21 protein-coding genes are annotated in these 23,780 nt (G+C 64.7%); 9 read left to right on the plus strand and 12 right to left on the minus strand.

Going from position 1 to position 23,780, the window contains the following annotated elements; genetic code table 11:
* Window positions 1–62: 62 nt before the first annotated feature.
* From FMM02_RS03985 to hflK, 7 genes are all read right to left on the minus strand, one after another.
* A complete protein-coding gene (locus tag FMM02_RS03985; protein WP_147493649.1) occupies window positions 63–1,256 on the minus strand; it encodes a M20 metallopeptidase family protein in 1,194 nt (397 codons plus the stop codon).
* Between the two features lie 40 nt (window positions 1,257–1,296).
* On the minus strand, window positions 1,297–1,611 hold the full coding sequence (locus FMM02_RS03990; RefSeq protein WP_147493650.1) for a hypothetical protein: 315 nt from the start codon (window positions 1,609–1,611) through the stop codon (window positions 1,297–1,299).
* 62 nt (window positions 1,612–1,673) lie between these two features.
* On the minus strand, window positions 1,674–2,072 hold the full coding sequence (locus tag FMM02_RS03995; RefSeq protein ID WP_147493651.1) for a nuclear transport factor 2 family protein: 399 nt from the start codon (window positions 2,070–2,072) through the stop codon (window positions 1,674–1,676).
* On the minus strand, window positions 2,062–3,702 hold the full coding sequence (locus tag FMM02_RS04000; RefSeq protein ID WP_147493652.1) for a helicase HerA-like domain-containing protein: 1,641 nt from the start codon (window positions 3,700–3,702) through the stop codon (window positions 2,062–2,064). The genes FMM02_RS03995 and FMM02_RS04000 overlap by 11 nt, the downstream gene beginning before the upstream one ends.
* A gap of 69 nt (window positions 3,703–3,771) precedes the next feature.
* Complete coding sequence (locus FMM02_RS04005; protein WP_246104817.1) at window positions 3,772–5,325, minus strand: Do family serine endopeptidase; 1,554 nt, start codon at window positions 5,323–5,325, stop codon at window positions 3,772–3,774.
* A gap of 82 nt (window positions 5,326–5,407) precedes the next feature.
* On the minus strand, window positions 5,408–6,265 hold the full coding sequence (gene hflC, locus FMM02_RS04010; RefSeq protein ID WP_147493653.1) for a protease modulator HflC: 858 nt from the start codon (window positions 6,263–6,265) through the stop codon (window positions 5,408–5,410).
* Window positions 6,262–7,341, minus strand: coding sequence for an FtsH protease activity modulator HflK (gene hflK / locus FMM02_RS04015; RefSeq protein ID WP_147493654.1), 1,080 nt, complete (start codon window positions 7,339–7,341; stop codon window positions 6,262–6,264). The genes hflC and hflK overlap by 4 nt, the downstream gene beginning before the upstream one ends.
* 70 nt (window positions 7,342–7,411) lie before the next feature.
* Here hflK and FMM02_RS04020 point away from each other — a divergent pair, with 70 nt between their 5' ends.
* On the plus strand, window positions 7,412–8,371 hold the full coding sequence (locus FMM02_RS04020; protein WP_147493655.1) for a P-loop NTPase: 960 nt from the start codon (window positions 7,412–7,414) through the stop codon (window positions 8,369–8,371).
* Window positions 8,372–8,401: 30 nt separating this feature from the next.
* Entirely contained in the window at window positions 8,402–8,836 is a 435-nt protein-coding gene (locus FMM02_RS04025) for a CoA-binding protein (protein ID WP_147493656.1), read from the plus strand.
* Between the two features lies 1 nt (window position 8,837).
* Here FMM02_RS04025 and FMM02_RS04030 read toward each other — a convergent pair whose 3' ends face one another.
* The 4 genes from FMM02_RS04030 to FMM02_RS04045 are packed head-to-tail and all read right to left on the minus strand — an operon-like array spanning window position 8,838 to window position 13,359.
* A complete protein-coding gene (locus tag FMM02_RS04030; protein ID WP_147493657.1) occupies window positions 8,838–10,184 on the minus strand; it encodes a TldD/PmbA family protein in 1,347 nt (448 codons plus the stop codon).
* A gap of 19 nt (window positions 10,185–10,203) precedes the next feature.
* The gene (ubiA, locus tag FMM02_RS04035) at window positions 10,204–11,118 is read right to left on the minus strand and encodes a 4-hydroxybenzoate octaprenyltransferase (protein ID WP_147493658.1); all 915 of its coding nucleotides are present in this window, start codon (window positions 11,116–11,118) and stop codon (window positions 10,204–10,206) included.
* Window positions 11,115–11,816 (minus strand): HAD family hydrolase, encoded by a 702-nt coding sequence (locus tag FMM02_RS04040; RefSeq protein ID WP_147493659.1) that lies wholly within the window; start codon window positions 11,814–11,816, stop codon window positions 11,115–11,117. Before FMM02_RS04040 ends, ubiA begins: the two co-directional genes overlap by 4 nt.
* A gap of 40 nt (window positions 11,817–11,856) precedes the next feature.
* Window positions 11,857–13,359: a phospholipase D-like domain-containing protein gene (locus FMM02_RS04045; protein ID WP_147493660.1), complete on the minus strand. Its 1,503-nt coding sequence runs from the start codon at window positions 13,357–13,359 to the stop codon at window positions 11,857–11,859.
* A gap of 82 nt (window positions 13,360–13,441) precedes the next feature.
* On the opposite strand from FMM02_RS04045, the gene FMM02_RS04050 reads away from it, so the two are divergent.
* From FMM02_RS04050 to pip, 7 genes are all read left to right on the plus strand, one after another.
* Window positions 13,442–14,182 (plus strand): 16S rRNA (uracil(1498)-N(3))-methyltransferase, encoded by a 741-nt coding sequence (locus FMM02_RS04050; protein WP_147493661.1) that lies wholly within the window; start codon window positions 13,442–13,444, stop codon window positions 14,180–14,182.
* A gap of 70 nt (window positions 14,183–14,252) precedes the next feature.
* On the plus strand, window positions 14,253–15,623 hold the full coding sequence (locus FMM02_RS04055; RefSeq protein WP_147493662.1) for a glutamate--cysteine ligase: 1,371 nt from the start codon (window positions 14,253–14,255) through the stop codon (window positions 15,621–15,623).
* Between the two features lie 147 nt (window positions 15,624–15,770).
* Window positions 15,771–18,038 carry a TonB-dependent receptor gene (locus FMM02_RS04060; protein ID WP_222703827.1) on the plus strand — a complete coding sequence of 756 codons (2,268 nt, stop codon included), beginning with the start codon at window positions 15,771–15,773 and terminating at the stop codon, window positions 18,036–18,038.
* A 138-nt stretch (window positions 18,039–18,176) separates the two neighbouring features.
* Entirely contained in the window at window positions 18,177–19,175 is a 999-nt protein-coding gene (locus FMM02_RS04065) for an ATP-grasp domain-containing protein (RefSeq protein WP_147493663.1), read from the plus strand.
* Window positions 19,172–19,981, plus strand: coding sequence for a GNAT family N-acetyltransferase (locus tag FMM02_RS04070; RefSeq protein WP_147493664.1), 810 nt, complete (start codon window positions 19,172–19,174; stop codon window positions 19,979–19,981). Before FMM02_RS04065 ends, FMM02_RS04070 begins: the two co-directional genes overlap by 4 nt.
* Window positions 19,948–20,685: a phytanoyl-CoA dioxygenase family protein gene (locus FMM02_RS04075; protein ID WP_147493665.1), complete on the plus strand. Its 738-nt coding sequence runs from the start codon at window positions 19,948–19,950 to the stop codon at window positions 20,683–20,685. The genes FMM02_RS04070 and FMM02_RS04075 overlap by 34 nt, the downstream gene beginning before the upstream one ends.
* Window positions 20,682–21,629, plus strand: a complete 948-nt coding sequence (gene pip / locus FMM02_RS04080) for a prolyl aminopeptidase (protein WP_147493666.1) — start codon at window positions 20,682–20,684, stop codon at window positions 21,627–21,629. Before FMM02_RS04075 ends, pip begins: the two co-directional genes overlap by 4 nt.
* On the opposite strand, the gene FMM02_RS04085 is transcribed toward pip, so the two are convergent.
* Window positions 21,630–23,759, minus strand: coding sequence for a penicillin acylase family protein (locus tag FMM02_RS04085; protein ID WP_147493667.1), 2,130 nt, complete (start codon window positions 23,757–23,759; stop codon window positions 21,630–21,632). It lies immediately after the preceding gene.
* Between the last annotated feature and the right edge of the window lie 21 nt (window positions 23,760–23,780).

Below are 23,780 nucleotides of genomic sequence, written 5' to 3' on the forward strand. Positions count from 1 at the left end.
CCCCGAAAATGTCAGTCGGCGGACACAATCACAGTATCCGCGCCGGTGATAGGGTGAAAAATTCAGCCCCAACCCTGATCGAGGAATTGGGTGGCGAAAGCGCAATGAAGCGCGACCCCCTGGGGCAAGACCGCCTCGTCGACGATCATTGCCGGATTGTGCAAGGGCGCGCAGTGACCGCTTTCCTGCCCGACCGCGGCGACGCCGAGAAAGGCCATCGCGCCGGGCACCTTGCGCAGGACGTAGGAGAAATCCTCACCGCCCATGCTGGGAGAGGGCAAGTCGCGAAACGCGTCGCCGGCGATGGTCCGGACCAAGGCGACCGCGCGCGGATCGTTGAGGGTCGGCGGATAACCGGGCACGATCGAGATTTCGGCCTGGCAGCCGTGCGCCGCGGCGACATGGGTGCACACCCGGTCGAACGCGGCCCGCCCCCGCTCCCGGCCCTCGGCTGACAGGGCGCGCAGCGTCCCCTGCATCTCGACCGCGTCGGGCAGAACATTGTGCGCGCTTCCGGCATTGATGCAGGTGATCGACAGCACGATCGGGTCATGCACCGGGTTGCGCCGCGCAACCTCCGCCTGCAGTGCCAGGACAATCTCCGAGGCGGCGGGGATGGGGTCGATCGCCTCGTGCGGCATGGCGGCATGACCACCCCTGCCGACAATCCGCGCCATCACTGTATCGGTCGACGCCAGCATCGCACCGGCGCGGCAGGCGACGGCGCCATGCGGCAGGGTCGGCCAGACATGGAGCGCGAAGGCGGCATCCGGCAGCGGGTTTCCTAGGAGTCCTTCCTCGATCATGACCCGGGCGCCGTGATGGCCCTCCTCGCCGGGCTGGAACATGAACAGGATTTGCCCAGTGATCTGATCCCGCCTGCCGCACAGCAGCCTCGCCGCCGACGCCAGCATCGCCGAATGGGTGTCATGGCCGCAGGCATGCATCCGTCCCGCGACCTTGCTTGCAAAATCGAGACCGGTTGCTTCGTGGATCGGAAGCGCGTCCATGTCACCGCGCAGCAGGACCGTCCGGCCCGGCCTGGCACCCTCGAGGACGGCGACGAAACCGCTGCAACGGTCGGAATGGCGAAAGGTCAGCGGCAAGCCCGCCAAGGCGCGTTCAAGCTTGGCCCGAGTGCGCGGGCAGTCCAGTCCCAATTCCGGATCGCCGTGGATCGCCCGCCGCAGGTCCAGCAGTCCGGAAACCTCGGCTTTGGCACGCGACAGCCATGCGGCGGTTTCGGCGGAAAGCATGGGCCAGCCTAACGCCGGCTCCGCCCGGGCTCAACTTCGATCAGTTGGCGAGAAGATCGCGATACCGGTCGACGCTGGTCAGCTGGTAGTCCTCCACGTCGCGGGCGGCATTGGCGGTGGCATTGGCCCGCTTCGTGCCCATCGCGGTGTCATAGGCGACCAGCGCGGCGGTAAATGCCGCCGCCTCGCCCGAGCAGGCGGTCTTGACCGAGGCTTCATAGGCATCGACCGCGACCTTCGCCTTGAGCTGATTGGACTCGAAATTCTTCAGGCAGCTTGCATAGGCCTTGCGCGGGGCATCGATCGATCCCGGGTTCGGCGCAGCGAGCGCCAGCGCAACATAGAGCGTAAACATCCCCGTCCCCTCCACGGACATATTAACGACGTGGAGCATGACTCATTCTACCGTAAAATCAATCAATCGATTGTGACCCCGGGCGGGACCGGGGAACTGTGACGCCGGATCACCTGCCACGATCCTCCGCCGCGCACCCAAACATCGGTCAGCAGCACGCGTTCGTCGATCACCTGGCCGAGGTAGCGAACCTGCCACTGGGCATCGACTGTGGCGACGATCACCTGGTCCAGCTGGACGCATTCGGTGACGCGCACGTCGAGGCTGGCGATGTCCATCCGTTTCAGCGCTTCGATCCACTGTTCGAGGTCGACGGCGACCGAGCCGGTCGAGCGAATGCCGACCAGCTTGAATTGCGGGTGGATGAGTTGGCGAAGCGCAGCTTCGTCCTTGGCGATCAGTGCCGCCCGCCAGTCGCGTTCAAGGTCACGCACATCGGTGCAAGGTGCGTCAGCGACCACGCTTCAGTCCTCCGAAAATGCCGCGCAGCAGGGAATTGCCGATCTGGCGACCGACCGAGGAGGCGATTGACCGTCCCGCCGACTGGATCATCTTGTCGGCCATTGTCGGCTTCGCCGCCTCGCGAGCGCGTCGCGCTTCTTCTCGTTCCAGCTCCTTGCGGCGGCGTTCTTCCTCGCGCATCTGCTGGATCCGAAGCCGCTCCTCGACGGCCTTTGCACGCGCCTCTTCTTTCGCGGCCAGCGCGTCCTGCTTGGCCTGGAGTGCGGCTGCCTTTTGCGCCTCGCTTTTCGCCGCGACGGCCGCGGCGGCGGCGGCAGCCTCATCACTCTTGGCTTTTAAGATTTCCTCCGCGCTTTCGCGGTCGAGCAGCAGGTCATATTTGGCGCCAATCGCGTCCGTCTGCACGAGGATCGCGCGTTCCTGGGCGGTGAGTGGGCCAACCCGCGATCTCGGCGGCTTGATCAACGTGCGCTCGACCGGCGAGGGGGAGCCATCGGGCTGGAGTAGCGAGACCAGCGCCTCGCCGACTTTCAGCTCGGTAATCGCTGCGGTGACATCGACGTCGGGGTTGGGCCGGAAAGTCTCGGCCGCCGCCTTTACCGCCGCCTGGTCGCGCGGGGTGAAAGCGCGCAGCGCATGCTGCACCCGGTTGCCCAGCTGGCCCGCGACATCGTCGGGAATGTCGATCGGGTTCTGGGTGATGAAAAAAACGCCAACGCCTTTCGATCGGATCAGGCGGACGACCTGTTCTACCTTATCCTGCAAGGCGGGCGGCGCGTCGTCGAACAGCAAATGAGCTTCGTCGAAGAAGAAGGCCAGCTTGGGCTTGTCGCTGTCGCCAACCTCGGGGAGGACTTCGAACAGTTCCGACAGGAGCCAGAGCAGGAAGGTCGAATAGAGCCGCGGAGAGGCCATCAGCTTGTCGGCGGCGAGGATGTTGATGATCCCCTGGCCGTTTTCGTCGATCTTTAGGAAATCTTCTAGATCGAGTGCCGGTTCGCCGAAGAAATGGTCTCCGCCCTGGGCGCGCAACTGGAGCAGCGAGCGCTGGATCGCACCGACCGACGGTTTGGACACATTGCCATATTCAAGCGTCAGCTCGTCGGCCCGCTCACCGATATGGACAAGCATCGCCTGCAGATCGTCGAGATCGAGGAGCATCAGCCCCTCCTTGTCGGCGACATGGAAGGCGATGGTAAGCACGCCCTCCTGCACCTCGTTGAGGTTCATCAGCCGGGCGAGCAAAAGGGGCCCCATCTCGCTAACGGTCGTGCGGACAGGATGGCCTTGTTCGGCGAACAGGTCCCAGAACTGGACCGGGAAACCGGCATAGGCCCAGTCCTGATAGCCGATCTCGGCAGCACGGGCGGTGAAGGCCTCGTGTGGCTTGGCGGTAGCCGCGCCGGGCATTGCGAGACCGGCCAGGTCACCTTTCACGTCGGCGACGAATGTCGGGACACCTACGTTCGACAGTCCTTCGACTATGCCCTGCAGGGTGACGGTCTTGCCGGTCCCAGTCGCGCCGGCGATCAGGCCGTGCCGGTTGGCTCGCTTGAGCTCAAGCCGCTGCGGCCTTGCACCGCCTTTGGCGGCGCCGACAAAGATGCTGCTCGTCGCCTGACTGGCCATCGATCGCTTTCCACTCCCTCGGCAATAGGCCTGAAAGCCTAGGCCGAAGGAGTGGGAGCAACAAGCGGTTTAGCGGGTGGCGATATCGACCCCGACGAAGGCCTCGGGAGCCTGTCCGCGCTTGACCAGCAGAAGCACGCTGGTGCGGCCGGCGCGACGCGCGGCTTCGACAGCGGCCAGCACCTGCGCCGGTGCAGTGACCGGCTGCCGGTTGACCGACATGATCACGTCCCCGCGCCGAAGGCCTTTCTGGGCGGCGTCGCTGCTCGCCTCAATTGAGGTGATCACGACCCCGCGAACATCCGTCGGCAGGTTGAGCGCGCGAATGATCTGCGGGTTGAGCGGCTGCATCGAAAGGCCGAGTGCGGTCCCGGGCGCGACCGGCGCTTCCTCGCCCAGTGCCTGGTCCTGGTCGGTCACCGCACCCGATTGGCGGGCCAATTCTTCCTCGGTCGGGCGCTGGCCGACCTGCACTTGCAGGATCCGGCGGCGGCCGTCGCGGATAACCTCGATCGGCACGCGACTGCCAACGGTGGTGTTGGCAATGATGTAGCTTGCGGTCTCGTCCGGCGTCACGTCTTGGCCGTTGACCTTCACGATCACGTCGCCCTGCTGCATGCCGGCGCGTGCAGCCGGGCCGCCGGGAACGACCGACCGGACAAGTTCGCCCCGCTCCTTGGGAAGGCCAAGGCTGGCGGCGATGCTTTCTTCAAGTGGCTGGAGGCCGACACCAAGATAGCCGCGCTCCGGACGCTGGCCGCGGCGCAGCGCGTCGATCACCGGCTTGGCCGCTTCGGCGGGGATGGCCAGGCCGATGCCGACGCTTGCGCCGGTCGGGCTGATCAGGGCCGAGTTCACGCCGATCACATTGCCGGCCATGTCGAACATCGGACCGCCCGAATTGCCCATGTTGATGCTGGCATCGGTCTGGATGTAGCGGTCGTAGGCACCGGCGCCCGTGATCCCGCGATGAAGGGCGGAGATGATGCCGGCAGTAACCGTTCCGCCGAGCCCGTAGGGATTGCCGATCGCGACGATCCAGTCGCCGACGCGCGCACGGTTCGAATCGCCCCAGTTGACGTAGGGCAGGTTCGACCCCTCGATCTTCAGCAGGGCAAGGTCGGAAGCGCTGTCGCGACCGATCACCCGGGCCGGATATTCCTTGCGGTCGGACAGGGTGATGGTGATGCTGTCGACCGTGCCCTGGCCGTTCGCACCCTGAATCAGGTGATTGTTGGTGACGATGTAGCCGTCAGGCGAGATGATGAAGCCCGAGCCGAGCGAACCGGTTTCGCGCGTCTGGGGCGTTTCCTGCCCCTGGCCCTGGCCTTGCGGCGCCTGTCCGCCGAAGCGGCGGAAAAATTCCTCGAACGGGTCGACCTGGCGCCGTACCGGGACCCGCTGCTTGGTCGAAATATTGACCACTGCAGGCGCGAGCCGCGCGGCCAGGTCAGAAAAAGAGGACGGCGCGCCGGCCCGCGGGACCATTGCGGACGGCGCGTTTTGCGCCACTTGCGCACCGGCCTGGCCGGTCGCGACGGAAAATGCCGTACCTCCGAGTAGCAGGGCCATTGCGACCCCATAGGCATAACGCACGGGTCGAAACTCCTTCGTCGAACTCATTCCCAATCCTTCGCTTGGCATTCGCGGGTTGCTTGCCCACGCTAGGTCAAGCGCATGAACGCGAATTGAACGCTTGTGGCTCCTATCGTCCAGTGAATTCCTTCAAATATTCATTGGTCGGCGACAGGATGATGTTGGTCTCAGCAGGCTTCGTCTGGCCATCGCCCAGGAAGGTCGTCTGGTAGGACTGCATGGCGCGATAAAAGTCGTAGAACTGCGGATCCTTGCCGAACGCCGCGGCATAGGTCTGCGCCGCCTCGGCATCTGCCTCCGCGCGGATGATCTGCGCCCGCTTTGCTCCCTCGGCACGGATCGACCGCGCTTCCTGGCGACGCGCGGTCATCATCCGGGCATAGGCCGACTGCAGCGGCGTTCCGTCCGGAAGGTCGGCCTTCTTGATCCGCACGTCGACGATCTCGACGCCATATTGGCGGGCGACGCGGCCGAGCCCCGCCTTGATATTCTCCATCGCGCCTTCGCGTTCGGGGGAAAGCAGCGAGGCGAAGGGCCGCTTGCCCAGCTCGTTGCGAAGCTGGGAGCCGAGGATCGGGCGAAGCGCCAGTTCCACCCGGTCGACCGAGGTCGCGGCGATATACATACGTAGCGGGTCGACGACGCGGTAACGGGCGAAAGCATCGACCTCCAGCCGCAACTGGTCGGTCGACAGCACCTGCTGCCGTTCCATGTCGATGTCGCGCACGCGCTTGTCGATCCACACGATATTTTCGGCGAATGGAATGCGCACCGCGAGCCCGGCGCCGGGTCCACCGAATCTGTCGCCTTCCTTATAGCGGTTGATGATCCGTACCGGCTTGCCGAAGCGGGCGACCACGCCCTGCTGCGTTTCCGGCACGATCGATACGGTCGTGAAGCTGACCAGAAGCAGCACGAAGCCGATCACCGCCGCGGCGACGGGATGATTGCGAACGATTGCGATCATTGGGCCGCTCCTTCGCGCGGAGCGCTTTTGCGCAGCTCGTTAAGCGGCAAATATGGCGTGACGCCGGGCATCTCGACGATCGTCTTGTCGACGCCCTGGAGGACGCGCTCCATCGTTTCATAATACATGCGGCGCTTGGTCACCTCCGGTGCAAGCCGATATTGTTCATAGACCTTGTCGAACGCGGTCGCTTCGCCCTGGGCCTTCTGACTGAGCTGCTGGGCGTAGGCGTTCGCATCGTTGATATAGCTTTGCGCATCCTGCTGGGCGGCGGTAACGTCCTTGAAGGCGTCGTTGACCGCTGCCGGCGGGTCGGCCTGCTTGATCGCCACGCCCTGGATCACCACGCCGGCGCGATAGCTGTCGAGCGTCTGCTGCATTTCCTCGGCGACGCGGGCTTCGATGTCGCCGCGCTTGTTGCCGATCGCGTCCTGCAGGCTGACCTGGCCAACGATCATCCGCATCGAACTTTCGGCTACTTGGCGGATCGTGTCCTCGGGAGTCGCCAGCTCGAACAGATATTGTTCGGGATCGCGGATGTTCCAGCGCACTTGGTAGGCGATGTCGATGATATTCTGGTCGCCCGTCAGCATCAGCGTTTCTTCGGCGGCCGAACCGAGGTCGATCGGACGAATTTCCTCGACATTGACCTTCTGCACCCGGTCGATCGGCGACGGTAGAGTCAGGCCGATGCCGGGGGACAGCGTATGGCTGTAGCGACCGAAACGGGTGACCACCCCGCGCTCTTCGGGCGCGATGCGGTGCATGGTGGTGAACAAAAGCCACAGCGTGGCGATGCCGATGATCGCCCAAGCATAAAGCGAACGGTCCGGGACGCCGCCAAAATTGAATCCGCCCCCGCCGCCACCAATCCGGCCGCGGCTGCGCTTCAAAAATTCGTCGAGCGAATTGACCTGTGGCCGCGGACCTTTGCGCGGCGTGCCGCCCCAGGGGCCCGAGGGCTCATTGCCCGGAGGCGGCTCGTCGCCGCCCGACCCCGGCGGCGCGCCCCAAGGTCCCTTGTTGTCACTGAAGAAGGCGCGTCCTCGTGCTGCCCACCCGGAGAATATCGTCATGCTCCCATAATAGGTGCGGTTTTGCCGAATAACAGTGCCGCCCGTCGAAAAGCCGACTAATGGGCGGGCCATGACGATGAAGGACCTTCCGCCCGCTCTTGCCGATCACCCCGACGCGGCGCGAATCCGCAGCTGGTCAGTAAGGGGCGGCATCGCAACGATCGTGGCCGACGCAAGCGGGATGACCTCGGCCGAGCGCGACGCGCTGGAAGCCGCTTTCAGGGCCGCGGCAACGGCCGGCGACGTCAGCGAAGTGCGAATTGCCATGACCGCGGCCAAGACTCGCCAGACGCTGATCGCGATCGGGTCCGGCAAAGGCGGGGTCGGCAAGTCGACGATGACGGCCAACCTGGCCATCGCACTGGCGCGGATGGGCAAGCGGGTCGGAATCATCGACGCCGATATATATGGCCCCTCCCAGCCCACCTTGCTTGGCACGACCGAAAAGCCCGTCGCCGAAAATGACAAGCTGGTTCCGGTCGAGGCGAAGGGGGTGAAGCTGCTGTCGGTCGGCCAGCTAGTTTCCGCGGGAACGGCACTGGCTTGGCGCGGTCCGATGGCGTCGGGAGCGCTCAACCAGCTCGTCGAGGGGCAATGGGGCGACGCGGAGATCGTCCTCGTCGACCTCCCGCCCGGAACGGGGGACGTGCAGCTGTCCTTGATCCAGAAAGCCCGCCCGGCAGGCGCGGTCATCGTGTCGACGCCGCAAGATCTCTCGTTGATCGACGCAACGCGGGCCATCGACCTGTTCGGTAAGACCAGCGTTCCGCTGCTCGGCCTCATCGAGAACATGGCCGGTTATCAATGCCCGCATTGCGGCGAAAGCAGCGACCCCTTCGGCAGCGGCGGGGCAGAAGCTTCGGCCGCCGCCGCGGGAATCCCGTTCCTTGGCCGCCTGCCGCTGTCGGCCAGCCTTCGGGAGGCATCGGACGCGGGCCAACCGCCGGCTGCGGGTGACGGCCCCGCGGCGGAGGCCTTCGCCGCCCTCGCCCGCCGAATCCTTCAGCAATTGGAGAAAGTCGGCGGCTGAAGCATTGGAGCGGGAACGAGGAGGAACGCGATGCCCCTAACCCGCCCCGAAGAGATTGCCGAGCTGCTGAAAAGCGTACGGACCATTGCCATGGTCGGTGCCTCCGACCGGCCAGAACGGGCCAGCAACGGCGTGATGAAGTTCCTGCAGGCCCATGGCTACCGGGTCATCCCGGTGAACCCGAACATCACCGGCGAACATGTCCACGGCGAATATGTGTGGCGCGAACTTTCGCAAATCGGAGAGCCTATCGACATGGTCGACATCTTTCGGCGCAGCGACGCGGTCGGCCCGATCGTCGACCAGGCGATCGCCATCGGCGCCAAGGCAGTCTGGATGCAGCTGGGCGTCATCAACGAGGGAGCGGCGGCAAAGGCCGAGGCGGCGGGTCTCAAGGTCGTGATGGACCATTGCCCCAAGATCGAGATTGGGCGGCTCGGGCTGGCGCCGGTCGCGACGGACTAGCTCAGGCGCTTGCAACCGTCATTGCGGGGACCAGCACGGTCGGGCTGTCGATCCCGCGCCGGATTCGAAGGTCGCTTGCGGGTTCAAGGGTGGCGAACATCGTTTTGAGATTGGACGCGATTGTGATCTCGGCCACCGCGGGGCCGATCTCGCCCTTGACGATAAGGAAACCGGCGGCGCCGCGCGAATAGTCACCGGTCACGCCGTTGACCCCCTGACCGATCAGTTCGGTGACAAGCACGCCATGATCGATCGAGGAAATCATCGCGTCGCGGCTGCGGGTACCCGGCGACAGCGTCAGATTGGCCGGCCCGGCGGCGGGCGCACCGGACACGCCGCGCACGGCATGGCCGGTCGGCGCGATGCCCAGTTGGCGCGCCGAGGCGCTTTCCGCCAGCCAGGTCGTCAGGACGCCGTCACTGACGAGGTCGCTCGGCCCGACCGGCAGTCCTTCGCCGTCAAACGCACGACTCCGAAGCCCGCGGGGGCGGAGCGGATCATCGTGGACGGTGATACCCTCGGCGAACAGCCTAGTACCGAGCGCATCGAGCAGGAAGCTCGACTGGCGGGCAATCGCGGCGCCGCTGATCGCTGCGATGAAATGGCCAAGCAGCGTGGTCGCCACGCGCGGGTCGAACAGGACCGGCATAACCCCTGGCCTGACGCTCACTGGGTTGAGCCGGGCCACTGCTCGCTCGGCTGCCCGGCCGCCGATGCCTTCGGCACTGTCGAGGTCGGAGAAGTGGCGCGCCGAGTGCCAGGCATGGTCGCGCTGCATCGCCGACCCCGAACCGGCGACGACGCTGGCGGAATTGCTGTAACCGGTGGCCCGAGTGGCGGCAGCGAAGCCATGGCTGGTGGCGATGGCGAAGATCGATGCGCTAGACGAGGCACTGGCGCCGTTGGAATTGGTCACCCCCTTGACCGAGCGCGCCGCATCTTCGGCTTCCAGCGCGCGCTGGCGGAGCTGATCGGGATCGGGGTCGCCGCCATCGTCGAGGTCGAGGTCGGCGGGCTTGTCGCGCAAGATCAGTTCTTCGGGGGCGAGTCCGGCGAACTGGTCCTCCGGCGCTTCGGCCGCCATCGCCAGTGCCCGCTCGACCATTTCCCCCATTGCCTCGGACGACAGGTCGGAAGCGGAGATGGTAGCGCTCCGCCGCCCACGGAAGACGCGCAGGCCGATTTCCTCGCCCTCGCTGCGGTTCACGTCCTCCAGTTGGCGAAGCCGGACGCTGACGCCTTGCGATCGGTCACCGACATAAACGGCGTCGGCGGCATCGGCGCCCTTGCGGCGGGCGAGGTCGACAAGCGCTGCGGCCTTGTCTTGGGCTTTGACGGGGGACAACATGGGGAGGCGCGTTAAGCGGTCAGCCCGCTGACGACAAGCCGACCGTCAGGAAGCCAAGGAACAGAAAAAAGCCGGTCAGTCGATTTGACCGAAATAGGGCGAGCGCCAGTTCCCCCTTGGCCGGATCGGCCTTCGCCACCTGCCAGCTTAAATGGACGGCGGCGGGTGCCAGCGCCACGAGCGCCAGCCAGTCGGCGCGGACCATCCAGATCGCCGCAGCCCATCCGGCAAGCGCGAGGGCATAGGAGATGCCGATCCCCAAGCGCGCCCGCGGACCCAGGGCTCGCGCGCTGGATTTCACGCCGACCAGCGCATCGTCCTCGATATCCTGGATGGCGTAGAGCGTATCGTAACCGATCACCCAGAAAATGCTTCCGAGCCACAGCAACAGCGCGGGCGTTGCCAAGGCGCCGGTGACCGCCGGCCAGCCAACCAGCGCGCCCCAACTGAACACCAGTCCGAGCCAAGCCTGCGGCCACCAGGTAAGCCGCTTCATGAAAGGATAGGCGGCGACCGGCGCAAGACTCAGCAAGGCGATTCCCTGGGCGGTGCGATCGAGCTGGAGAAGAACGGCGAGCCCGATCAGCGACAGCGCGACGACCAGCCCCCAGGCCGCCTTCACTGGGATTCGCCCCGAGGCAAGGGGCCTTGACCTTGTGCGTTCTACCCGGGCGTCGAGGTCCTTGTCGACTATGTCGTTATAGGCGCAGCCCGCCGAGCGCATCGCGAAGGCGCCGAGCAGGAACCAGCCGAACAAAGCCCACTTCCCGCCGACCCCGGCCAGAGCGACGCTCCATGCGCAAGGCCAGAACAGCAGCCAGGTTCCGATTGGTCGATCGAGCCGCATCAGCGAAGCGTAGGGGCGCGCGGCCGCCGGCAGGGCGCCGATCAGCCCGCGCCGTTCGCTATCGGGAACCAGCTCGTCGGCTCTCACGCCGCCTCGGCATGATCGAGCCAGTTGACCAGCGCCGCAAGCGATGGAAGCTCGACGAAGCGCGGATGACCCGTGGGCGCCGGCCGCTGCTCATGGCTCCAGGCCAGCGGCTGGGGGATGAAGGCTGCCCAAGCGCCGGCCTCAAGCGCGGGAATGATATCGCTGCGCATGGAATCGCCGGCCATGATCGACCGCTCTGGAGCGGCGCCATAGCGGCGGAAGATGCCGGCGAAGGTTTCGGGCCGCTTGTCGCTGACGATCTCAATCCCCGAAAAGCGGTCGCCAAGTCCCGACGCGGCAAGCTTTGCTTCCTGGTGAAACAGGTCGCCCTTGGTCACCAGCACGAGCCGGGCGCGGTCGGCCAGCGCATTAAGCGTGTCGTCGATCCCCGCGAACAGTTCGACCGGATGCCCATGGAGCGCCCGGCCAGCCTCAAGGATATCGCGAATCACCGAAGCGGGGACGTCGTCACCGCCCAATTCCAGCGCGGTCTCGATCATCGACAGGGTGAACGCCTTGGCGCCATAGCCGTAAAGCCTGAGGTTGCGGATTTCACAGGCTTCAAGCGCCTCGCGCGTGATCCCGGCGTCGGCGAAGGGTTCGAGCATTGCCACCAGCGCATCCTGAGTGGCGGCGAAGTGGCGCATATTGTGCCACAGCGTGTCGTCGGCATCGAGACAAATGAGGTCGAAAGGCATCGGCTGCGCCTAGCATCGGCCGAACGCCTTGGCGATATGGCTATCGCGCCGGTTTTTTGCGGTCCCGTCGGGACAATCCGACGCGCTGAAACAAGGCTTCCCGCCCGCGCTTCCAGCTCTTCGCCAAGCCGCGCTTGGCGATCGGATCGAACATCGCATCGGCATGTTCGGGATCGAGCAGTTCGGTCGCGGCAATGAATTCCTCGGGCGTCCCGAGTTCCTCGAGGTCGAGCAGGTCCAGCGTCTTTCCACGACCACGCAGCGCTTCGATGGCATCGACCATTGATTCCATCCGCATCTCGGCCTCGGCAAATTGTTCGGGCGTGCAATCGAGATGCTCGGCAAGCAGGCGATGGCGCAGCCCGGTCATCGCCGGGCCGGTGTCCTGGTTAGCGGGAAGCGCCGCGTCGATGATAACGTCGCATTCGCTATCGAGGCCCATGCTGCGATTGTTGAGGTTCGCCGACCCGACGCGAAGCAGCCGGTCGTCGACGATCGAAATCTTGGCATGGACGTAAATATCGTTTCCGCTCCTGGTCGTCGGGACATAGATCCGAAAGCGGTTCCCTTTGTCCTTGTTGCCGATCGCGGCCATCAGCTTGATCCGCGCGGCGTCCATGGCTTTCTGCTCCAGCCAGCCCTCGGCGGTGCGCGGCATCACCAGCACGATGTTCGGCGGATTTTCCTCTTCCATCCGGCAAGCAATCGCAGCTGCAATCTTTGCGGACGTAAAATATTGATTCTCGAAATATATGAAGCGTTTCGCCTTAGCGATCATGTCGAGAAACAGCGTTTCGATCTCGCGGATTTCATCCAAGTCCTTGTAGGACGCGCGGGTCCGGGCGATGGCGATGTCGACATTGTCAAACGTGGCCGGCAACTGGTCCGGCCATGCGATGTCCCCGGACCCCACGGGTGCCAGTGCGGTCCCGGTGGCCAGCTTCCACCGGTCGCGGCTCAGCTCGCCCAGCTTGGCAGCAACCGGCCCACGCATCAGCATGGTCGCATCATGCCAAGGCGGATAGGGCTTCCCGTTCGGACCGATCCGGGCCGGGTGCTCGTCGCAATGGTCGCTCCGGTCCCAGCGGTGGTTCGAAATGTCGATCCCGCCGCACGCCGCAAGCCAGTCGTCAATGACCGCGATCTTTTGATGATGACTGCAGCCGGGCGGATGGGCACTGTCGAAACGCATCCGGATCGGCCCGGCGCGCCACCAGCGGTAAAGCCAGTAAATTGCCCTCATCCGACCGAGCTGCTTCAACGCACCGAAATTCCATTTAAGCACGTCGATCTCGCGCGTTGGGCACTCGCGAGCCAGGCGGAGGAAAAAGCGGCCAAGCGGCTCGCCGCCATTCGCCTCCTCGGGTTCAAGGGAGATCCGCGTGTCAAAATCCCAGCCAACGATGAGGATGCGGCGCTCGGCCTTGCCCATCGCGAGGCGGATGTGATGGTAATAGTCGGCAGCATCGACGATGACCGTCGCCTGCTCGGCGCGCGCGATCGCCCAGCAGTTTCGTCCCTGCTCAATAATTGGGTCCAGCACCCCGTCCCGTCGTTCCTTGACCGTCACGATCACAACAAAGCGCAACGGTGACGAGCGTTCCCGACATGGCTAGGGAAATTCCATGACCGCCACGCCAGCCTGGCCGCCGCGCAGCCTGCCGCGCCTCCACGTCCGCTCGCTGCTCGAACCGAGCGCATCCGTCGAACTTGATTCTGGACAAGCCAATTATCTTGGCAATGTCCTGCGCATGGCCGCCGGCGACCAGATGCTACTGTTCGATGGCCGGTCCGGCGAGTGGCTCGGCGAAGTTTCGGCTGTGGCGCGCAAACGGATGACGTTGCGCATCCTCCGCCAAACAAAGCCGCAGGAAGCGGTGCCTGACCTGTGGCTGGCGTTCGCGCCGGTCAAGAAGGGCCGCGTCGACTGGCTTGTCGAAAAAGCGGTCGAACTGGGGGTGGCGCGACTGATCCCGGTGATCACGCAGCGAACGATCGTCGACAAGCTCAATCTTGCCCGCATGGAGGCGCATATCATCGAGGCGGCGGAACAGTGCGGCCGGACTGCGATCGCCGCGATCTCCCAGCCGGTGAAACTGACGACATTCCTGGCCGACCGCGAAGCCGATCGCCTGCTCTATTTCGCCAATGAGCAGGGCGGCGAGTCCGTCCAGCGGTCCCTTCGGCCCGGTCCGGCAACGATCCTCATCGGACCCGAAGGCGGATTCACGGCCGACGAGGCTGACGCGATCAGCGCTTCGCCCAACGTGATCGCCATCGGTCTCGGCCCGCGAATCCTGCGCGCCGAAACGGCCGCGCTGGCCGCGGTGACCGCGTGGATGGCCGCCGCGGGCGACTGGCAATAAGCTTGGCTTTACATGTCATCAGTCAAAGCCGCTGGCGCGGGGCATTCGGCGCGGATAAGACGCGTTTCGAATGACCACCAGAACCGACACCAGCGCCAGTCCGCTGATCGAGAGCCGCGCCGACCTCCTCGCCATCTTCGCGGGGGGTGAAAAGCCGCGCGACGCATGGCGTATCGGTACCGAGCATGAAAAATTCGTCTACCGCGTGAGCGACCATCGCGCACCAAGCTGGGAGGAACCTGGAGGCATTCGCGATCTGCTGACCGGCCTTACCGAGTTCGGGTGGAAGCCGATCGAGGAAGGCGGCAAGATCATCGCCCTGTCCGGGGCCGACGGAACTATCAGCCTTGAGCCCGCGGGCCAGCTGGAACTGTCGGGCGCGCCGCTCGCGAACCTTCATTTGAGCTGCCAGGAAAGCGGTCGCCACCTCGAGCAGGTCAAGGCCGTCGGCGACCGGCTCGGGCTGGGCTTCCTTGGCCTTGGCATGTGGCCCGACAAGGCGCGCGCCGACCTGCCGATCATGCCCAAGGGGCGCTATGACATCATGCTTCGACACATGCCGCGGGTCGGAACGCTGGGCCTCGACATGATGCTTCGAACCTGTACCATCCAGGTTAACTTGGACTATTCGTCGGAATCCGATATGGTGAAGAAGTTTCGGGTCGGACTGGCCCTGCAGCCGGTCGCCACCGCGCTGTTCGCCAATTCGCCCTTCACAGACGGCAAGCCGAACGGGTTCAAGAGCTTTCGCAGCCATATCTGGGAGGATACCGACCCCGCCCGCACCGGCATGCTCCCCTTCGTCTTCGACAAGGGGTTCGGCTACGAACGCTATTGCGACTATGCGCTCGATGTCCCGATGTATTTCGTGTTCCGCGACGGACGCTACATCGACGCCGCCGGGCAGAGCTTCCGCGATTTCCTCGACGGCCGGCTCCCCGCCCTCCCCGGGGAAAGGCCGACCCGCGCCGACTGGACCGATCATTTGTCGACCGCTTTCCCCGAGGTCCGCCTCAAGAGCTTTCTCGAAATGCGCGGCGCCGATGGCGGCCGCTGGGGCCGGATCTGCGCGCTGCCCGCGCTTTGGGTCGGCCTTCTTTATTCGGATTCCTCGCTCGATGCGGCGTGGGACTTGGTCAAACATTGGTCGATCGAGGAGCGCGAGTCGCTTCGCCACGCGGTACCAAGGCAGGCGCTCGACTCCCCGGTGCCCGGCGGCGGGACGGTTCGCGACCTTGCGGCTGAGGTGCTTGCCATCTCCTCGGCGGGGCTAAGCGAACGCGCGCAGATCAACGCCGCCGGAGACAATGAAGGCGGCTTCCTCGACCCGCTGCGCGATGTGGTGAAAAGCGGCAAGACTTTCGCCGACCGGCTGCTCGATCGCTACCATGGCGAATGGAACGGCGACGTCGGCATGGTCTATCGCGAATATAGTTTCTGAGGCGTGCCGCAGCGGATGTGAAATATTCGCGCCCGGCCGCGCCTCGCATTGACAGAAGGCGGGGCAGGCGTAGAGGCGCGAAAGCATCGGGCGGGGCATCTTTTATCGCAAGCGCCGGCCCACTGGCTTTTACTAGAAAGACCCGGGATGCGCACCTTCACCTCGACTTCGATGTTCGCGCTGGCCATAGCCTGCGCCCTTCCCGCCCCTGCGATTGCGCAGGCAACCGGTGACACTGACCAGCCCGCCGAAGACGCGACCCAGCCGGTTATCCAGGGCGTCACCGACATCGTCGTCACCGCGACCCGCCGTAGTGAAAATCTGCAGGACATCCCCCTGTCGGTCGCGACGGTTTCGGACGAAACGCTGGCCGTGATCAATTCGGGCGGCGCCGACATTCGCGGCCTGTCGGGCCGGGTGCCAAGCCTGAACATCGAAAGCTCGTTCGGCCGGACCTTCCCGCGCTTTTACATCCGCGGACTCGGCAACACCGATTTCGACCTCAACGCGTCACAGCCCGTCAGCCTGGTCTATGACGATGTTGTCCTGGAAAATCCGATCCTGAAGGGCTTCCCGGCGTTCGACATCGACCGGGTCGAGGTGCTGCGCGGACCGCAAGGCACGCTGTTCGGCCGCAACACGCCGGCCGGCATCGTCAAGTTCGACACGGTAAAGCCGGGGCGCGGCCGCAATTATGCGCGCGTCAGCTACGGCACCTATGGCACCGTCAACGCCGAAGGCGCGGTTGGCGGCGAACTCAGCGACACCGTCTCGGTCCGACTGTCGGGCGTGTGGCAGCACCGCAACGACTGGATCGACAATCTCGCGGCTTCCGGGGGCAATGATCTCGAGGGTTATGACGACATCGCTCTTCGGGCCCAAATCCAGTTTCGACCGAACGAGGACCTCACCGTACGGCTGACCGGGCAGATGCGGGACATGGACGGCAATGCCCGGATCTTCCGCGCCAACGCGTTGCAGCCCGGCAGCAACAAGCTGGTTGGCCTCGACGGCGGCAAGTTCAAGCGCGACGAGGTCGCGACCAACGGCCTCAACTTCCAGAAGCTTAAGACCCAGAATATCGCCGGCGCGATTGAATATGATCTCGGCCCCGCTACCCTCTATTCGGTGACGAGCTACTGGCACGGCGAGCTCAAGAGCCGAGGCGACATCGATGGCGGCACCGACGCCGGGCCGGGCTTCATCCCCTTCCAAGCCCAGAGCCAGGACAATATCCCGAGCCTCGACCAATTCACTCAGGAGCTGCGGATCGCTTCGAACAATTCGACCGGTCTGGGTTACCAGGCGGGGATTTTCTACTTCAATGAGAAGCTCGACATCGAAACCTTCGACTTCGGCTCGCCCACCGCGACCGACCCGTCAGCGATCGTCAACCAGCGCCAGGTCGCCAAGGCCCTCGGCATCTTCGGTTCGGTCAATTACAAGTTCGACAACGGGCTGACCGTCCAGGGCGGCGCTCGCTGGAACCATGACAAGAAGCGGCTGGTCGCCGAACGGCTGTTCGATGCGCGCCCGATCTTCATCGGCGGCGGCCCGGTTGCTGAGACCAACACCAGGGTCAAGGACAATGTGCTAACCTGGGACCTGTCGGCAATTCAGGAGATCAATCAGGACATCAATGTCTATGCGCGCATCGCCAAGGGCTATCGGGCGCCGGCGATTCAGGGCCGTATCCTGTTCGATCGCGACGTGACGACCGCTGACAGCGAAAACACCATGTCCTATGAAGCCGGCATCAAGACGGTCCTGCTCGACCGCAGGCTTCGCTTCAACCTGACGGGCTACGCCTTCAAGACCAAGGACCTGCAGCTGTCGGCGGTGGGCGGGGCGGCGAATGCCAACCTGCTGCTGAATGCCGACGCGGTGAAGGGCCACGGCTTTGAAGCCGAACTGGAAGCCCGCCCGATGCGCGGCCTGACGCTGACCGGTGGCATCAGTTACAACGTCGCCAAGATCCGCGACCGTGACCTGACGGTCGAGACTTGCGGCGCGCCATGCACCGTGCTCGACCCTATCGCGGTTCCGGCGGCACCGTTCCAGCCGGCGATCGTCTTCATCCACGGCAACCAGTTGCCGCAGGCGCCGAAGTGGACGCTGAACTGGACTGCTGGCTACGAACATCCGGTGGGCCCCGGCTCAGTCTATGTCTTCACCGACTGGTACCACCGCTCGAAGGTCCAGTTCTTCCTGTATGATTCGGTCGAATTCAGCGACGACAAGCTTCTCGAAGGCGGGCTTCGCGTTGGCTACAAGACCGACCGCTTCGATGTCGCCGGCTTCGTCCGCAACATCACCAATGACAAGAGCGCAGTGAGCGGCATCGACTTCAATAATCTGACGGCGATGGTCAACGAACCGCGGATCTTCGGCATCGAAGCCGGCGTGAAATTCTAAAGGGCCTGTCTCAGCCTAACAACGGGGCGGCGGCTGCGCGATGCGGCCGCCGCCCTTTTGCTTGGGTCCCGATGCAGCGTTCTTGCGGGCCAGCAGCCAATCCTCCATCAAGCCCCGATGGGACAACAAGGGGCGCATATGTTCACGTCGGCCCAGCTGCCGAATTCGACCTTGCTGATGATCGTCGGGTCCGACCAGCCGGACCAAGTCCGGCGGGTCGGCACGCGGATCCGGCTGGGCGGCTCGACCGACCTCAACAAGCTGCTTCCGCCCGACGTCCATCCACACCGGCTTCATGTCACCCCCCAGTCACTACGCCAGGCGCGGCGACCGGAGCTGGATGGCTATGATTTCCTGCTCAACATGGTCACCGAGCCCGAGGGCAATGACCGGGTCCTGGACAATATGCGCAAACTGCTGCGCGGCATTCGCGGCAAGGTCATCAATCGCCCGGACGCGGTCGCGCGCTCTACCCGCGACCGCGTGGCCCGCCTGTTGGCCGGGATCGACGGGTTGCTGGTCCCTAAAGCGATCCGCCTCAATGGCGCCAAGCCGGACGTGGCGGTTCGGGCAATCGGAAATGCCGGCCTGTCCCTGCCGATCATCCTGCGGCGCACCGGCACGCATGGAGGCGAGATCCTGGGCTGCCTCGATTCGCTCGATGCGATCCGCGATGCCCTGACCGCTGGCGACCATATCGCCACCGAATTTTGCGACTTCCAAAGCGCGGACGGCCTTTATCGCAAATATCGAATCTTCTTTATCGGCGACCAGCTGGTCTTCCGCCACCTGCTGATTTCGGACGGCTGGAACATCCATGCCAAGGACCGGCGCCGATTCATGCTTCCCCGGCCCGACCTGCTAGCGGAGGAGGAAGCGATGTTCAGCCGGGCCGACGGCGCTTTCCCGGACCCGGTTCACCGCGTCCTCGACGCGGTCCGCGAACGCATGCCACTCGACTATTTCGGAATGGATTTCGGGATTGATCCGGCGGGCCGGCTGGTCCTGTTCGAGGCCAATGCGACGATGAATTTCTTTCCGTTCCTGCCCGATCCCGAGTTTGCCTATGTCCGGCGTTGCCTTGAACCGGCGCAGCAGGCCTTTCGCGCGCTGGTCGGCATGGAAACGGGTCGATGATCGCTGCCGGACAGCGCGTCGAGGGCTTAGACCTAGGGCTGCTCGACCGAGTCGTCGAGACCGACCGTGTCTATTTCGAACTTGGCGCGCAGGTCGAATCCCTCGCCGGCGCATCGCTAGCCTGGATGCCCGGGCTTACCGACTGTCCCGCGTCCACCGTCATCCACCGGGTTGATCCCGATGCGATGATGCGCGGGGGCCGGCGCTGGATCGAGCAGGTCGAACAGCGGCTGGCGGATATCGGCGTTGGCCTTGCCCGGATTTATTGCGACGCGCGCGGACCAGCCGACAATGTCCTTCGGGAAGCAGGCTATACCGACCGCGAGGAGCTGGCCTTCGTCCATCAATTCGGGCCGGACGAACCGCAACTGGCTCTGCGGCCGGTTACCGATGACGCGGACTGGGCGATGAAGCTTGCGCTTCACGACGCGCTGGGCGGATCGCCGGACGGCCATTGCAACGAGGCGCGCGACTGGATCGCCCTTGAACGGCGCAAGGCCGGCACCGCGCTGCAGCCTTATCTCGCGCTGAGCGACGGCAAGGTGGTCGGGGCAATTTGCGGATTGTGGGGCGCGGACCTGCTGCGATTGAAGAACATCGTCATCCATCCCCGACATCGCCGCCGCGCGCTTGGCCATGCCATGCTCGCCTCGCTCGCCGGGATCGGGCGGCAGCGCGGCCTGACCGAACAAGGCGTGTTCGCGGTTGGCGGGAGTTCGGGTGAAAGCTTTTATCGGGCGCTGGGCATGCGCGAGGTCGGGCGACAAATTGAGTGGTCGAAGATGCTGAGCGGCGGCGCGCAATGATTGGCGGCGCGAAAGTCAGCGCGGCAATGCGTTCGGCCTGGGAGGAGGACGGCTGGCTGCTCGTTCCCCGCTTTCTGGAGCTGGCGCAAATCCGGGCGCTATCGGCCGAGGCCAACCGTTTGGCCGGAGAACCCCAATTGTTCGCAACGCGCGGCACGGTGCCCAACTCGGCACAGCGCAGCGACCGGCTCGACCCGGTGATCGATTTGTCGCCGGCCTTCGCCGCACTCGCTCGCGATCCGCTGCTGGTCGGACTGGTCAGCGAGGTCCTTGATGGCGCGGCCCAGCTGATGAAGGACAAGTTCATCGCCAAACCGCCGGGCGCGGGGGGATATGCGACCCATCAGGACGCCGCCTATTGGCCGGGTCTCGGGATTGAATATTCCCGCTTCCTCACCGCCATCCTGTTCCTCGACGATGCCGAAGTCGCCAAGGGCGCGATCGAATGCGCGTCGGGCCATCACCGCGGCCTGCTGACCGATCCCGACACGGTCGCCGATCCCGACGAGGCCGCACTCGGCGCGTTCACCACCATCGAGGCTCAGGCGGGCGACCTGCTGCTGCTCCACGCCATGACCCCTCACCGCAGCGGCCCGAACCGCGCCATGGCCAGCCGGCGAACGCTGCTCTTCACTTATGGCGTCGACCGGCGTCCCGACCTCTACGCCATTTACAAGAAGTTCCAGCAAGGCCTTCGCTCATGACCCTCCGTACCCTCTATCCCGCCACCGAACCCTATGCGACCGGCATGCTCGACGTCGGCGACGGACATTCCCTCTATTGGGAGCGGTGCGGGACTCCCGGCGCCAAGCCCGCACTGTTCCTCCATGGTGGGCCGGGCGCGGGGATCAGCCCGAACCACCGCCGCCAGTTCGACCCGGCGCGATACGACGTGCTGCTGTTTGACCAGCGCGGGGCCGGACAGTCGGTCCCCCATGCGCATCTGGAAGCCAATACCACCTGGCATCTGGTCGACGACATCGAACGGCTTCGCGAAATGTGCGGCGTCGACAAATGGCTGGTTTTCGGTGGCAGCTGGGGATCGACGCTGAGCCTCGCCTATGCCGAGACCCATCCGGAACGGGTGAGCGAACTGGTGCTTCGCGGGATCTTCCTGTTCGGCGAGAGCGAGCTTGGCTGGCTGTACCGCTATGGCGCCTCTGAACTTTACCCCGAGGGCTGGGACGAATTCCTCGCGCCCGTTCCGCAGGAGGCGCGCGGCGACATGGTCGCCGCCTACCGCGAGCTGCTGACCAGCGCCGACCATGCCACCCGTCTTCGCGCCGCCAAGGCGTGGAGCCGGTGGGAAGGTCTGACCGTCACGCTCCTCCCCGACCCGGCAATGCTTGAGGAATTCACCGAAGACCATCACGCCGTCGCCATTGCCCGGATAGAAAATCATTACATGCTTCACCGCGGGTGGCTGGACGAGGGCCAGCTGCTCAAGGGGGCGGAAAAATTGCGCGGCATTCCTGGCGTGATTGTCCAGGGGCGGCACGATTGCTGCACCCCGCCCCGCGCCGCCTGGGAACTGAAGAAGGCCTGGCCCGAGGTTGACCTGCAAATCGTCGCCGACGGCGGTCATCTGTACAACGAACCGGGCATCCTTGACGGCCTAGTCCGCGCGACCGACCGTTTCGCCGCCTGATCACTCGCCCGGGCGATAGGTGCGGCGGATGTGGCCGCGCAACTCGTCGGGATAGAAATGGACTTTCCGCGGACGGCCAGTGGCATAAAGCACGGCTTGGTCGTTGAAGTGCGGGGAAGCGGGGTGGCCGCTTTGTCCGCCGACGCTTAAGGCGTGGGCACGCACTCGCGGTCCGAATTCGACGAAGGCGACGAAACTGTTGCCGCTGGTCCCGTACCAGTTGGTGCTGCCTCCGCGCGGGGCCGAGCCGAACGAGGCGAGCGAGCCGAAATTGCCCGACGCGAAGCCGACCGGAATGCTTTGCGCCCTGTCGTCGAACGGGTGATCGATCGCACCGGAAATTCGCTGGAAACGGTTGATCTGCCCCCAGGGAGTTCGCCAGTCGCCGAAGTCGGTCCTGATGCTCGACATGGCGGCAGACAAGGCCTCCAGCTGTTCGCGGTCAGGCAGCCGCTCGATCCGCTCGATCGTTTCCATATGGGTCAGCCGCTGGCCAACGCGGACCTTGTCCCAAAGCGGACTGGCCCAGAACATCGCCAGCGACTGCGCAACGCTGTCGGTCGCCCAGCGATGGTCCCAGTCACGGAGCCGGGCGATGGGCTCCGCGAGCGCGTCCTTATCCGGGCCGGCAGGCGCGCGATCCCATGCCGTGACGAGGCCCGGGATCAGGCGCGCGAAGGCCGGCTGATGGCTGTCATAAGCGGCATCGCGAAGCCGCTCGAGAGTCCAACCACGACTGTCCTTGAGCAGCGCGGTCGCATGGACGCCACGGTAATTTTCACCGAACACATCCATGTAACGCGGATAATCGGCCGGCTTGGGGCTGGCCTTCCCCGCCGCACTATAGGGCCAATTATTGGTATTCATCGCCCAGCCGGTTGCGGGATCGATGACGTTCGGCAGGTCGGCAATTTCGTGCAGCGCGCGCCAGTCGGTGCGCGGATCGCTGCCGTCGACGGGCCTCGTGTAATCGAAGCGCGGATCGCGCACCGGCACGAATTGCGGGTGGAGATAGGCGATCCGCCCATCGGCATCGGCGTAGAGCGTATTGTTGCTGCTGTTGCCCTTGAAATCGGCAATCCGAAGGAACGTAGGCAAGTCGCGGGCCTTGGTCCGCAAATAGCTTTGCTGAAGCGCCTCAAGCGGCCGATGCATCATCGCGAAGGAGATCCACTTGCCGCCTTCTGATCGCACGATCGGCCCATGATGCGTCCGCCAACTGTCGAAGCGGCGCTCGGCCATGGTGCCATCCGCGGCGCGATAGCGAATCGTGACCGGCCTTACGCCTAACGCCCGCCACTGGTCACCGTCGCGATAGTGGCCCTTGCTCACCGTCTCGGCAAATTCATCGACATTGTCGACGCCGCTCGAGGTGTGCATCCAGCCGGCCCGGTCGTTGAAACCCTGATAGATGAAGAACTGCCCCCAGGTCGAAGCACCATAGGCATTCAGCCCCTCTTCGCTCGTGACCTGTTGTTCGGCGCGAAAATAGAAGCTGGTGTGAGGATTAATCAGCAGCAGCGCCTTGCCGTCCCTGGTCAGCGCTGGCGCAATGGCGATCCCGTTCGACCCGCGCGGCTCCGGGTCATGGGGCGCAGCCGCCTGCTTTGCCGTTTCAGAATAAAAGCGTTCGAGCGCCTTGAGGTCGATCCGTTCGATATCGCCACCGATGCTGCCCTCGGTGAAACTCAGCGCCATCCACGGCTCGAACCGGGTCAGGACACGCGGCTTAACCTCCGGGTGCGTCGCCAGATAATGGTTGAGTCCGGCAGCCCAGCTGTCCATCAGCAGCCGCAACCAGGCGGGGCTTCGCCGATATTCGGCCACCAGCTCATTTTCGCTGACGTAAAGGCGAGCGCGCAGGTCCTGCCAGATCGCCTTCTCGCCTTCCGCCTCCGCCATCCGCCCAAGCGCGGTCAGGTAATTGGCCTCGATCCGGGGAAAGTCGTCTTCGGCCTGGGCATAGATCATGCCGAACACTGCGTCGGCGTCGGTCCGCCCTTGGATATGGGCTATGCCATGATCGTCGCGCACGATCGTCACCCGCTGCGCCTGCTCTCGCCATTGTCCCTCCTCCGCCGGGGAAGCCGCGATGAGGATCAGGGCGAGCGGAAGGATCAGCGGACGCATGACGGGAGGCTAGGCGACCGG

It is taken from the genome of Sphingomonas xanthus (genome assembly GCF_007998985.1).
GTDB lineage: Bacteria > Pseudomonadota > Alphaproteobacteria > Sphingomonadales > Sphingomonadaceae > Sphingomicrobium > Sphingomicrobium xanthum.